Origin of the sequence: Streptomyces sp. NPDC047085, assembly GCF_040643735.1 — a bacterium.
Taxonomy (GTDB): domain Bacteria; phylum Actinomycetota; class Actinomycetes; order Streptomycetales; family Streptomycetaceae; genus Streptomyces.
Genome location: NZ_JBEYUW010000003.1, coordinates 407,243 through 419,798, shown reverse-complemented (window position 1 = coordinate 419,798; position 12,556 = coordinate 407,243). Strand labels below are relative to the sequence as shown.

Here is a 12,556-nt window from a genome sequence, read left to right as displayed (position 1 = left end):
CCACCCTAGGTTTGACAGCCTCCATCCCGCAGGGGGAGTGGATTGCAACCGCGTCGCCTGGTCGCCCGTTCGGTGGATCTCTTCCTTCCGATGTGAAGAGGGCAGCGGTGTGGCAAACACCGCACTGCTGATCCGTAGGCACGCCACTACGCTACGGATGAGTAATCGTCCCCCCTTTTGAGCAGGCAGGGAGCCGCATCCCGATGTCCGAGCCGGAAGAGATCGACATCCACACGACCGCGGGCAAGCTCGCGGATCTGCAGCGCCGTATTCACGAAGCGACGCATGCCGGTTCGGAACGCGCCGTCGAGAAGCAGCACGCGAAGGGCAAGCTGACGGCCCGTGAGCGGATCGAACTGCTACTCGACGAGGGGTCGTTCGTGGAGCTCGACGAGTTCGCGCGGCACCGCTCGACCAACTTCGGGCTGGAGAAGAACCGCCCCTACGGAGACGGTGTCGTCACCGGCTACGGAACCGTGGACGGCCGGCCCGTCGCCGTGTTCTCGCAGGACTTCACCGTCTTCGGCGGCGCCCTCGGCGAGGTCTACGGCCAGAAGATCGTCAAGGTCATGGACTTCGCCCTGAAGACCGGCTGCCCGGTGATCGGCATCAACGACTCCGGCGGCGCGCGGATCCAGGAGGGCGTCGCGTCCCTGGGCGCGTACGGCGAGATCTTCCGCCGCAACACGCACGCCTCCGGTGTCATCCCGCAGATCAGCCTGATCGTCGGTCCGTGTGCGGGCGGTGCGGTGTACTCGCCGGCCATCACCGACTTCACGGTCATGGTCGACCAGACCTCGCACATGTTCATCACCGGCCCGGACGTCATCAAGACCGTCACCGGCGAGGACGTCGGCTTCGAGGAGCTGGGCGGCGCCCGCACCCACAACAGCGCCTCCGGCGTGGCCCATCACATGGCCGGCGACGAGAAGGACGCCATCGAGTACGTCAAGCAGCTGCTGTCGTACCTGCCGTCCAACAACCTCTCCGAGCCCCCGGTCTTCCCCGAGGAGGCCGACCTGGCGGTCACCGACGAGGACCGCGAGCTGGACACCCTCGTGCCGGACAGCGCGAACCAGCCGTACGACATGCACACGGTGATCGAACACGTCCTGGACGACGGCGAGTTCTTCGAGACCCAGGCCCTGTTCGCGCCGAACATCGTCACCGGTTACGGCCGGGTCGAGGGTCACCCCGTCGGCATCGTCGCCAACCAGCCCATGCAGTTCGCCGGCTGCCTGGACATCGCGGCCAGCGAGAAGGCCGCCCGCTTCGTGCGGACCTGCGACGCCTTCAACATCCCCGTGCTGACCTTCGTCGACGTGCCGGGCTTCCTGCCGGGCGTCGGCCAGGAGCACGAGGGCATCATCCGGCGCGGCGCCAAGCTGATCTACGCCTACGCGGAGGCGACGGTCCCGCTGATCACCGTGATCACCCGGAAGGCGTTCGGCGGCGCGTACGACGTCATGGGCTCCAAGCACCTGGGCGCCGACCTCAACCTCGCCTGGCCGACCGCCCAGATCGCCGTCATGGGCGCCCAGGGCGCGGTCAACATCCTGCACCGGCGGACCATCGCCGAGGCGGAGGCGAACGGCGAGGACCTGGAGGCGGTGCGGGCGCGGCTGATCCAGGAGTACGAGGACACCCTGCTCAACCCGTACATCGCGGCCGAGCGCGGCTACATCGACGCGGTGATCATGCCGTCCGACACCCGCGCGCACATCGTCCGGGGCCTGCGTCAACTGCGGACCAAGCGGGAATCCCTGCCCCCGAAGAAGCACGGAAACATCCCTCTCTAGGCTCTTCCAGGCCCAGCGGACCCTTGGAGCGGTCATGAACATCAAGGTCGTACGAGGCAACCCCACCCCGGAGGAGCTGGCCGCCGCCCTGGCGGTGGTCCGCGCCCGCGCCGCGGCGGCAGCGGTCCAGCCGTCCGGCGCGGAGGGCCCGAGGGACGCGTGGTCCGACCCGTCCCGCATCGCGGGGCAGCGCGTCCCCGCGCCGGGCCGGGCCTCCTGGACCCGCACCTACTGGCCGAGCTGAGCCCGCACCTCCTGGCCGAGCCGAGCCGCGATCTGAGTACGGCTACTCAGGCACCCGGCGTCGGAAAGCCACAGGCTGGTGGAATGCTGTGGTCAGACCCCGAAGACGAGCCGCCGAAGGAACTCCGCGACATGGAGGAGACGCTTCGGCGGCTCGGTTTTTTCCTGGCACTGGCCATGGTCCTGGTGATGGTGGTGATCGGGCTCAGATGACCAGCGGCGATACCCTGGCGGCATGACAGACCACCCGCGCCGTCGCCTCGTTCTCGCCTCCAAGTCCCCCGCCCGGCTCGGCCTGCTGCGGCAGGCGGGCCTCATGCCCGAAGTGATCGTGAGCGGGGTCGACGAGGACGCCGTCACCGCGCCGACCCCGGCCGAACTGGCGCTCGCCCTGGCCGAGGCCAAGGCCTCCGTGGTCGCGGCGAAGCCGGAGGTGCAGGGCGCCCTGGTGATCGGTTGCGACTCGGTGCTGGAGCTGGACGGGCAGGCGCTCGGCAAGCCCGCCGACGCCGAGGAGGCCACCGCCCGCTGGAAGGCCATGCGCGGGCGGGCCGGGACCCTCCAGACGGGCCACTGCGTCTGGGACACGGCGGCCAAGCGGTACGTGGCGGGGCTCGCCTCCACGGTCGTGCACTTCGGCGAGCCCACGGACGAGGAGATCGCCGCGTACGTCGCCTCCGGCGAGCCCCTCTATGTCGCCGGGGCCTTCACCCTGGACGGCCGCTCGGCACCGTTCATCGAGGGCATCGACGGCGACCACGGCAACGTGATCGGCATCAGCCTGCCCCTCGTACGCCGCCTGCTGGCCGAACTGGGCATCGGCATCACCGAGTTGTGGGCACCAGCTGACGCGGAGTGAGCTGGGCGGGGACGGTGTCCTGCGGCTCGTCGTCCCCGTCGGCCCCGTCCTGCGGTTCGTCCGTACGCGCCCCCGGCACGGTCTCCCCGGCCGGGGCGGGAGCCGGCTCGGGCGCGGCCGTCGGGTCGCCGCCCTCCTCGGAGGCGCCGCCGGCCACCTGCTGTCCGGGGCCGTCCTGACGGTCGTACGTCATCAGGATCAGGACGATGAGCGCGAACACCACGACCATGAACAGGAACGACGTCCAGCCCACCAGGCCCCAGGTGATGGCGCCCAGCAGGGCGTGCACCACGGCGGCGCTGATCAGCAGGACGCGCCCGAGTCCGGCCGGGGCGCGGTTGCGTATCGCGACCAGCACGGCCACCAGGGCGCACAGGGCGAAGTAGAGGCCGAAGATCACGCCGCCGATCTTCGAGGACGTCGACATGACGTCGGGGTCGAGACCGGCCAGCGACATCCGCTGGCGGTCGGCGACCACCCCGAGGAACCAGTTGAGCGCCGCGATCACGAACGCCTCGGCCAACAGGACGACCGCCACGATCCACGCCACCGGTCTGCGCACCACCGGCCCCCACCCACTTTCGACCTCAGCCCGAGCAGAGCTGCTGTTACCTGAAGTACGTTCGAGTCACCGCGAACGCTACTAACGGGTAAACCGAGGGACAAGGGTTTGGGCACCGGCAAAGAACCATTGGGCCATTCGTAGGAAGTCGACAAAGAAACCGAGTGGCCCGCAGCACCCTCTCACAGAGACCTTGACCACATGGCCGGGCTAGGGTTTTCCGGTGGAGTCCTGCGTACGCCGGTGCGACAAGGGCTTTCGCGGGTCGAGCGGGCCTGGCATCACGCTCCGTGTGGGCAAGCTCACCATTGGGGACGGGTCGAAGTGCCGTGTCGGCAGTCCCTAAACTCGGCTTGTTTCAAGGAGGGAGCCTCAATCGTGCGCAAGGTGCTCATCGCCAACCGTGGCGAAATCGCTGTCCGCGTTGCCCGGGCCTGCCGGGACGCCGGGATCGCGAGCGTGGCCGTCTACGCCGACCCGGACCGGGACGCTCTGCACGTCCGGGCCGCGGATGAGGCGTTCGCCCTGGGCGGTGACACTCCGGCCACCAGTTACCTGGACATCGAGAAGGTCCTGAACGCGGCGCGGGAGTCGGGTGCGGACGCGATCCACCCCGGCTACGGCTTCCTCTCGGAGAACGCCGAGTTCGCGCAGGCGGTGCTGGACGCCGGCCTGATCTGGATCGGCCCGCCGCCGCAGGCCATCCGCGACCTGGGTGACAAGGTGGCCGCCCGTCACATCGCCCAGCGCGCGGGCGCGCCGCTGGTCGCCGGTACCCCGGACCCGGTCTCCGGTGCCGACGAGGTCGTCGCCTTCGCCGAGGAGCACGGGCTGCCGATCGCGATCAAGGCCGCCTTCGGTGGCGGTGGCCGCGGTCTGAAGGTCGCCCGCACCCTCGAAGAGGTCCCGGAGCTGTACGAGTCGGCGGTCCGTGAGGCGGTCGCCGCCTTCGGCCGCGGCGAGTGCTTCGTCGAGCGCTACCTCGACCGCCCGCGCCACGTGGAGACGCAGTGCCTGGCGGACCAGCACGGCAACGTGGTCGTGGTCTCCACCCGTGACTGCTCCCTCCAGCGCCGCCACCAGAAGCTGGTGGAGGAGGCCCCCGCGCCGTTCCTCTCGGACGAGCAGGTCGCCGAGCTGTACCGCGCCTCCAAGGCCATCCTGAAGGAGGCCGGCTACGTCGGCGCGGGCACCTGTGAGTTCCTGGTCGGCCAGGACGGCACGATCTCCTTCCTGGAGGTCAACACCCGCCTCCAGGTCGAGCACCCGGTCACCGAGGAGATCGCCGGCGTCGACCTGGTCCGCGAGATGTTCCGCATCGCCGACGGCGAGGAGCTGGGCTACGGCGACCCGGTCCTGCGCGGCCACTCCTTCGAGTTCCGCATCAACGGCGAGGACCCGGGCCGCAACTTCCTGCCGGCCCCCGGCACGGTGACGAGGTTCGACGCGCCGGCCGGTCCCGGTGTCCGCCTGGACGCGGGCGTGGAGTCCGGCTCGGTCATCGGCCCGGCCTGGGACTCCCTGCTGGCCAAGCTGATCGTCACCGGCCGCACCCGCAAGGAGGCCCTGGAGCGGGCCGCCCGCGCCCTGGACGAGTTCCAGGTGGAGGGCATGGCCACCGCCATCCCGTTCCACCGCACGGTCGTCAAGGACCCGGCCTTCGCCCCGGAGCTGACCGGCTCCGCCGAGCCGTTCACGGTCCACACCCGCTGGATCGAGACCGAGTTCGTCAACGACATCAAGCCCTTCACCGCCCCGGCCGACGCCGAGGCCGAGGAGGAGGCCGGCCGCGAGACGGTCGTCGTCGAGGTCGGCGGCAAGCGCCTGGAGGTCTCCCTCCCGTCCTCCCTGGGCATGTCCCTGGCCCGCACCGGCCTCGCCGCCGGCGCCAAGCCCAAGCGCCGCGCCGCCAAGAAGTCCGGCCCCGTCGCCTCCGGCGACACCCTCGCCTCCCCGATGCAGGGCACGATCGTCAAGATCGCGGTCGAGGAGGGCCAGGAGGTCAAGGAGGGCGACCTGGTCGTCGTCCTGGAGGCCATGAAGATGGAACAGCCCCTCAACGCCCACAAGGCCGGCACCATCAAGGGCCTCACCGCCGAAGTCGGCGCCTCCATCACTTCGGGCGCCGCCATCTGCGAGATCAAGGACTGACGCCAAGAGTCACAGTGACGCCCGGTGGGCCGGACACTCCGGTCGGCCGGGCGTCCGGCTTTCCGGGTGACATCGATCTATCAGGCAAACGCGCCCTCAACGCCGACGAAGGTCAGCGACGCGGCCCCGCTCGGCTCCGCTCGAGGGTTCGCCCAACATGCCTCGCAGGCCGTTTCCGTTGACCTGGCCGCGCCTGGGTCCCGGCAGGGGGGCCGCGCGACGTGCCGGGGGCCCTTGCTCACCCCCTGGGGGGCTGTTTGCTCCCGCCACGGCGATCTGCACCCCCTGATCGGCGAGAGCCTGAAGCTCGGTGGCGGCACGGTCGTCGTGCGCGGGCGGCTCGTCGGTGACGAGGCGGGTGATGACGTCCGTCGGCACGGTCTGGAACATCGTGTCCGTGCCGAGCTTGGTGTGGTCGGCGAGGACCACGACCTCCGCGGCCGCCTGCACCAGCGCCCGGTCCACGGACGCCGACAGCATGTTGGACGTGGAGAGTCCGCGCTCGGCGGTCAGGCCACTCCCGGAGAGGAAGGCCTTGGACACCCGCAGCCCCTGCAGGGACTGCTCCGCACCGGAGCCCACGAGCGCGTAGTTGGAGCCGCGCAGGGTGCCGCCGGTCATCACGACCTCCACCCGGTTGGCATGGGCCAACGCCTGGGCGACCAGGAGGGAGTTGGTGACGACGGTCAGGCCGGGGACCCGGGCGAGCCGGCGGGCCAGCTCCTGCGTGGTCGTACCCGCCCCGACGACGATGGCCTCGCCCTCTTCGACGAGACCCGCGGCGAGGTCGGCGATGGCCGTCTTCTCGGCGGTCGCGAGATGGGATTTCTGCGGAAATCCCGACTCGCGCGTGAACCCACCCGGCAGTACCGCACCGCCGTGCCGGCGGTCGAGGAGTCCTTCTGCCTCCAGTGCCCGCACGTCCCGTCGTACGGTCACTTCTGAGGTCTGGACGACGCGGGCGAGTTCACGGAGCGACACGGCCCCGTTCGCTCGCACCATTTCGAGGATCAATTGGCGACGTTCTGCAGCGAACACGAAACTGACAGTAACCCCAACGACCGTCTGCTTTCAGCAGTTTGCGCCGAATAACAGAAGTTGTTCGCATGGCAGGGCGGGAAGTGGTATAAGGCCTAACCCACCCGACTATGCCGCACGCATGTCCGGCAACTCCCCGTGACCAGCGGGGAGTCCGGGCCCGCCGTCAGAACTCCGCGGTCGTCCTGCGCCCGTGGAGCTGTCGCGCCACCTCGGCGATCGACCCCGAAAGGGAGGGGTACACCGTGAACGCGTTCGCGATCTGCTCGACCGTCAGATTGTTGTCGACAGCGATCGAGATGGGGTGGATGAGTTCCGAGGCGCGCGGCGCGACGACCACACCGCCGACGACGATCCCGGTGCCGGGCCGGCAGAAGATCTTGACGAAGCCGTCCCGGATGCCCTGCATCTTCGCGCGCGGGTTGCGCAGCAGCGGCAGCTTCACCACCCGGGCGTCGATCTTGCCCGCGTCGACGTCCGCCTGGCTGTAGCCGACGGTGGCGATCTCGGGGTCGGTGAAGACGTTCGAGGAGACCGTCTTGAGGTCGAGCGGGCTCACCGTGTCGCCGAGGAAGTGGTACATGGCGATACGGCCCTGCATCGCGGCGACGGACGCGAGGGCGAAGACACCGGTGACGTCACCTGCCGCGTAGACGCCGGGGGCGGAGGTGCGGGACACCCGGTCGGTCCAGATGTGCCCGGACTCCTTCAGCTTGACGCCGGCCTCCTCCAGGCCGAGCCCCGCGCTGTTCGGGATGGCACCGACGGCCATGAGGCAGTGGGTGCCGCTGATGACGCGGCCGTCGGCCAGCGTCACCTCCACCCGGTCGCCGACGCGCTTGGCGGACTGCGCGCGGGAGCGGGCCATGACGTTCATGCCACGGCGGCGGAAGACGTCCTCCAGCACGGCGGCCGCGTCCGGGTCCTCACCGGGCAGCACGCGGTCGCGGGAGGAGACCAGGGTGACCTTGGACCCGAGCGCCTGGTAGGCGCCGGCGAACTCGGCACCGGTGACACCGGAGCCGACCACGATCAGCTCTTCCGGCAGCTCGGTGAGGTCGTAGACCTGGGTCCAGTTCAGGATGCGCTCGCCGTCGGGCTGGGCGTCGGGCAGCTCGCGCGGGTGACCGCCGGTGGCGATGAGGACGGCGTCGGCGGTGAGGGTCTCCTCGGTGCCGTCGGCGGCGGTGACGACGACCTTGCGGGAGCCGTCGAGGGCCTGCATGCCCTCCAGCCGGCCGCGGCCGCGCATGACCCGGGCGCCGGCCCGCGTGACGGAGGCGGTGATGTCGTGGGACTGGGCGAGGGCCAGCCGCTTCACACGGCGGTTGACCTTGCCGAGGTCCACGCCGACCACCCGGGCCGCCTGCTCCAGCGGCGGGGTGTCGTCGGCCACGATGATGCCCAGCTCCTCGTAGGAGGAGTCGAAGGTGGTCATCACCTCGGCCGTGGCGATGAGGGTCTTCGACGGGACGCAGTCGGTCAGCACCGACGCCCCGCCCAGGCCGTCGCAGTCCACGACGGTCACCTCCGCGCCGAGCTGCGCGGCTGTCAGCGCCGCTTCGTATCCGCCGGGTCCGCCACCGATGATCACGATCCGAGTCACGTACCCCATTGTCCCGCACGCCTCAAGGTGCTACTGCCCCGGGGCGGCGCCCGTGGGAGGAACGGGAGCCGAATGAGAGCCGAACGGGACGCCCGGGACGCGTGAGACGCGAGTTTTCCACTGCCGTACCCTCTCCCCATGTCGCTCTATGCCGCGTACGCCGGCAACCTCGAAACGCGGCTGATGTCCCGCCGCGCCCCGCACTCCCCGCTGCGCGCCACCGGCTGGCTGAACGGCTGGCGGCTGACCTTCGGCGGCGAGCAGCTGGGCTGGGAGGGCGCGCTCGCCATGATCGTCGAGGAGCCCGGGGCACAGGTCTTCGTCGGTCTGTACGACATCGCCCCCATGGACGAGGAGTCGCTGGACCGCTGGGAGGGCGTCGGCCTCGGCATCTACCGGCGCGTCCGGGTGCGCGTGCACACCCTGGACGGCGAGGAGCCGGCCTGGACGTACGCCCTCAACGGCTACGAGGGTGGCCTGCCCTCGGCCCGCTACCTCGGCGAGATCGCCGACGCGGCGGAATCGGCGGGGGCCCCACACGATTACGTGATGGAGCTGCGGAAGAGACCGTGCTGACGGCGCCCGTCCGGCAGTCTCAGCCAGGTGACCGCATCGAGCGATTACCAGGTCTGCTACGTGGAACAGGCCGCCGCCGGCCGAGATCTGCTGGACGCGCGGCGACGCGCCGGCTTCGATCGAGGCATCGCCGCACTGGCCCGCGATCCCTTCCCGCCCGAGTCCCGCGCCGTGGCCGCGACGGAGGCGACCCGCATGATCCGGCTCAATCCTCGTGCCCGATGCCTGGCAGGCCGCAAAAGCACCCCTCGTCGAAAACGACAAGACAACGATCGCAATACCGTGGGCATTGTCATCTACGCGCGTAGGCAAACACCGGCTACCCTCATCCCGTGAACGCTTCTCTTCTTCCGGACGACATCCAGGGCGATCCCTACGCCGCCGCCGACGCCGCCGCCGCGCGCCTGCGCGAGCTGACGGGCGCCGAGACCCACGATGTCGCCCTCGTGATGGGCTCCGGCTGGGCTCCGGCCGTCGACGCCCTGGGCGCACCCGACGCCGAGTTCCAGGTCACCGAGCTGCCCGGCTTCCCGCCGCCGGCCGTCGAGGGGCACGGCGGCAAGATCCGCTCGTACTCCTTCGGTGACAAGCGCGCCCTGGTCTTCCTGGGCCGCACCCACTACTACGAGGGCCGCGGGGTCGCCGCCGTCGCGCACGGCGTCCGCACGGCCGTCGCCGCCGGCTGCAAGACCATCGTCCTCACCAACGGCTGCGGTGGCCTGCGCGAGGGCATGCGCCCCGGCCAGCCGGTCCTGATCAGCGACCACATCAACCTCACGGCGACCTCCCCGATCGTCGGCGCCAACTTCGTCGACCTGACGGACCTCTACTCGCCGCGCCTGCGCACCCTGTGCAAGGAGATCGACCCCTCCCTGGAGGAAGGCGTCTACGCGCAGTTCCCCGGCCCGCACTACGAGACCCCGGCCGAGATCCGCATGGCCCGCGTCATCGGCGCGGACCTGGTCGGCATGTCCACGGTCCTGGAGGCCATCGCCGCCCGTGAGGCGGGCGCCGAGGTGCTGGGCATCTCCCTGGTCACCAACCTGGCCGCGGGCATGACGGGCGAGCCCCTGAACCACGAAGAGGTCCTCCAGGCCGGCCGCGACTCGGCAGCCCGCATGGGCCAGCTGCTGGCGCAGGTGCTGGGCAGGCTGTAAGCGACGCAAACGGGGGTCAGGGGCGGAGCGCCCAGGTAACCGCACCATGAACAACGAGAGGTTGACCACGACGTGCACGACGATCTGATCGCCAAGGCCCAGGCATGGCTCGCCGAGGACCCCGACGCGGAGACCCGTGAGGAACTCGCCAAGCTGATCGACGCCGGTGATGTGACGGAACTGTCGGCCCGTTTCAGTGGCACCCTCCAGTTCGGCACCGCAGGCCTCCGAGGCGAACTCGGCGCCGGCCCGATGCGGATGAATCGCTCGGTCGTCATCCGAGCCGCCGCCGGCCTCGCCGCCTACCTGAAGAAGAACGGCCAAACCGACGGAGTCGTCGTCATCGGCTACGACGCCCGCCACAAGTCCGCCGACTTCGCCCGGGACACCGCCGCCGTCATGACCGGCGCCGGCCTGCGCGCGGCCGTCCTCCCCCGCCCCCTGCCCACCCCCGTCCTGGCCTTCGCCATAAGGCACCTCGGCGCGGTCGCGGGCGTGGAGGTCACCGCCAGCCACAACCCGCCCCGGGACAACGGCTACAAGGTCTACCTCGGCGACGGCTCCCAGATCGTCCCGCCCGCCGACGCGGAGATCGCCGCCGAGATCGACGCGATCGTCTCCCTGCACGACGTCCCCCGCCCGGACTCCGGCTGGGAAACCCTGGACGAGGGCGTCCTCGACGCCTACCTGGCCCGCACGGACGCCGTCCTGGCCGCCGGCTCCCCCCGCACCGCCCGCACGGTCTACACGGCCATGCACGGCGTCGGCAAGGACGTCCTGCTCGCCGCCTTCGCCCGCGCCGGTTTCCCCGAGCCCGTGCTGGTCGCCGAGCAGGCCGACCCGGACCCGGACTTCCCGACGGTCGCCTTCCCCAACCCGGAGGAGCCGGGCGCGATGGACCTGTCGTTCGCGCAGGCCCGCGCGACCGACCCGGACCTCGTCATCGCCAACGACCCCGACGCCGACCGCTGCGCCGTGGCCGTGAAGGACGGCGGCGACTGGCGCATGCTGCGCGGCGACGAGGTCGGCGCCCTGCTCGCCGCCCACCTGGTCCGGCGGGGCGCGACCGGCGTCTTCGCGGAGTCGATCGTCTCCTCCTCCCTCCTCGGCCGCATCGCCGAGAAGGCGGGCCTGCCCTACGAGGAGACCCTGACCGGCTTCAAGTGGATCGCCCGCGTGGACGGCCTGCGCTACGGCTACGAGGAGGCCCTCGGCTACTGCGTCGACCCCGAGGGCGTGCGCGACAAGGACGGCATCACCGCCGCGCTCCTGATCACCGAGCTGGCCTCGGTCCTCAAGGAGGAGGGCCGCACCCTGCTCGACCTCCTCGACGACCTCGCCGTGGAGCACGGCCTGCACGCCACCGACCAGCTGTCGGTCCGCGTCCAGGACCTCTCGGTCATCTCCGACGCGATGCGCCGCCTGCGCGAGCAGCCGCCGACCGAGCTGGCGGGCCTGGCCATCACCCGCGCCGAGGACCTCACCCAGGGCACGGACCGGCTCCCGCCCACCGACGGCCTGCGCTACACCCTCGACGGCGCCCGCGTCATCGTCCGCCCCAGCGGCACGGAGCCCAAGCTCAAGTGCTACCTGGAGGTCGTGGTCCCGGTCACCACCCACACCGACCTCCCGGCCGCCCACACCCGCGCGGCCGACCTGCTCGCCGCCATCAAGCGGGACCTGTCGGCGGCGGCGGGTATCTGAGCGGTACGACTGCGACGTCTGCGACATGGATGGGGTGCCCCGGTTTGGGGCACCCCATTTCGTCATTCCCGAGTTCCCGTGACCAGTGACGCACGAGTAGGCGGTGCCGGGTATTAGGCAGCCCCTGGCGGCTCACGTACCTCACCGGTCACAGCTGACGGCGCAATTGGTGGCTCTGGGCCACGCCCGCAGTCGGTTGCCTGGGCTGTCTTCTCCAGCCGTGGCCCACATACTCCAATCACCTGCGCCCCATGTCCGTACGCCACCACGTGACCATTAATCGCAGCGGTGCTCACGCTCCGGGCACTAGTCTGCTGGGCTCATGGAACAGCTGCCCGAAAGTGTCGATCGCGACATCCTGGAGCGCCGGATCGTCCGCGCCCTCAAGGCGATCCGCGAAGCACGCGACTGCACGCTTCATCAGGCATTGGACATCTTCGTGGAACGCTACGAGGAACTCCGGCGGGACCGCCCGGACGACTTCACGCTGCCCCGCGAGGAATACGGCCGAGGCTTCTACTCCTGACGGACGGGCTGCTGGCCGTGGCGCCGCCCACCGGCCGTTCGCCGCCGAACCCACCCGGCGTGCAGGCCAGGCGCCCCCGCGCAGGCCTCGCCCACCCACTCACCGCAAGCCGCCGAGAGCAGCCGGCGTGCGCCCGCCCAGCCGCCGCGCCCCCTCCGCCGACGGCACGATCGCAGCGGACCCAGGGGCCCGGTCCCGGTAAGCCGCCCACTGCTTCCCCGGCCGCTCGCTCGCTTCTTACCCGTGCTGGAGTGGGCCGAGTCAAGGGTGGCCCGGAGGGCCATCGCCGAAGGCGACGCGCAGCGCCCTTTACTCGGGTCGCGGAAGCACGACAC

Annotated in this window: 13 protein-coding genes; 10 read left to right on the top strand and 3 right to left on the bottom strand. The window is 70.6% G+C overall.

Annotation, left to right across the window (positions count from 1 at the left end; translation table 11 throughout):
• Positions 1–203: 203 nt before the first annotated feature.
• From ABZ865_RS12935 to ABZ865_RS12920, 4 genes are all read left to right on the top strand, one after another.
• Positions 204–1,799 carry an acyl-CoA carboxylase subunit beta gene (locus ABZ865_RS12935; protein WP_361228288.1) on the top strand — a complete coding sequence of 532 codons (1,596 nt, stop codon included), beginning with the start codon at positions 204–206 and terminating at the stop codon, positions 1,797–1,799.
• A 34-nt stretch (positions 1,800–1,833) separates the two neighbouring features.
• The gene (locus tag ABZ865_RS12930; RefSeq protein WP_361228285.1) at positions 1,834–2,043 is read left to right on the top strand and encodes an acyl-CoA carboxylase epsilon subunit; all 210 of its coding nucleotides are present in this window, start codon (positions 1,834–1,836) and stop codon (positions 2,041–2,043) included.
• 83 nt (positions 2,044–2,126) lie between these two features.
• Positions 2,127–2,255 (top strand): hypothetical protein, encoded by a 129-nt coding sequence (locus ABZ865_RS12925; RefSeq protein WP_361228282.1) that lies wholly within the window; start codon positions 2,127–2,129, stop codon positions 2,253–2,255.
• A 22-nt stretch (positions 2,256–2,277) separates the two neighbouring features.
• Complete coding sequence (locus ABZ865_RS12920; protein ID WP_361228279.1) at positions 2,278–2,901, top strand: nucleoside triphosphate pyrophosphatase; 624 nt, start codon at positions 2,278–2,280, stop codon at positions 2,899–2,901.
• On the opposite strand, the gene ABZ865_RS12915 is transcribed toward ABZ865_RS12920, so the two are convergent.
• Complete coding sequence (locus ABZ865_RS12915) at positions 2,867–3,466, bottom strand: hypothetical protein (RefSeq protein ID WP_361228276.1); 600 nt, start codon at positions 3,464–3,466, stop codon at positions 2,867–2,869. The two genes, ABZ865_RS12920 and ABZ865_RS12915, sit on opposite strands and share 35 nt — an antisense overlap.
• A gap of 375 nt (positions 3,467–3,841) precedes the next feature.
• On the opposite strand from ABZ865_RS12915, the gene ABZ865_RS12910 reads away from it, so the two are divergent.
• The gene (locus tag ABZ865_RS12910; RefSeq protein WP_361228273.1) at positions 3,842–5,614 is read left to right on the top strand and encodes a biotin carboxylase N-terminal domain-containing protein; all 1,773 of its coding nucleotides are present in this window, start codon (positions 3,842–3,844) and stop codon (positions 5,612–5,614) included.
• 96 nt (positions 5,615–5,710) lie between these two features.
• Here ABZ865_RS12910 and ABZ865_RS12905 read toward each other — a convergent pair whose 3' ends face one another.
• Both ABZ865_RS12905 and ABZ865_RS12900 read right to left on the bottom strand, forming a co-directional pair.
• Positions 5,711–6,652 carry a DeoR/GlpR family DNA-binding transcription regulator gene (locus tag ABZ865_RS12905; RefSeq protein ID WP_361228270.1) on the bottom strand — a complete coding sequence of 314 codons (942 nt, stop codon included), beginning with the start codon at positions 6,650–6,652 and terminating at the stop codon, positions 5,711–5,713.
• A 166-nt stretch (positions 6,653–6,818) separates the two neighbouring features.
• Entirely contained in the window at positions 6,819–8,267 is a 1,449-nt protein-coding gene (locus ABZ865_RS12900; protein ID WP_361228268.1) for an NAD(P)H-quinone dehydrogenase, read from the bottom strand.
• Positions 8,268–8,396: 129 nt separating this feature from the next.
• Between ABZ865_RS12900 and ABZ865_RS12895 the strand changes: the two genes are divergently transcribed.
• From ABZ865_RS12895 to ABZ865_RS12875, 5 genes are all read left to right on the top strand, one after another.
• On the top strand, positions 8,397–8,834 hold the full coding sequence (locus ABZ865_RS12895) for a gamma-glutamylcyclotransferase (protein WP_361228265.1): 438 nt from the start codon (positions 8,397–8,399) through the stop codon (positions 8,832–8,834).
• Positions 8,835–8,861: 27 nt separating this feature from the next.
• A complete protein-coding gene (locus ABZ865_RS12890) occupies positions 8,862–9,170 on the top strand; it encodes a hypothetical protein (protein ID WP_361228262.1) in 309 nt (102 codons plus the stop codon).
• Positions 9,167–9,991 (top strand): purine-nucleoside phosphorylase, encoded by an 825-nt coding sequence (locus ABZ865_RS12885; protein ID WP_361228259.1) that lies wholly within the window; start codon positions 9,167–9,169, stop codon positions 9,989–9,991. The genes ABZ865_RS12890 and ABZ865_RS12885 overlap by 4 nt, the downstream gene beginning before the upstream one ends.
• Positions 9,992–10,063: 72 nt before the next feature.
• Positions 10,064–11,695 (top strand): phospho-sugar mutase, encoded by a 1,632-nt coding sequence (locus ABZ865_RS12880; protein ID WP_361228256.1) that lies wholly within the window; start codon positions 10,064–10,066, stop codon positions 11,693–11,695.
• A gap of 322 nt (positions 11,696–12,017) precedes the next feature.
• Entirely contained in the window at positions 12,018–12,221 is a 204-nt protein-coding gene (locus tag ABZ865_RS12875; protein ID WP_361228254.1) for a hypothetical protein, read from the top strand.
• Positions 12,222–12,556 lie beyond the last annotated feature (335 nt).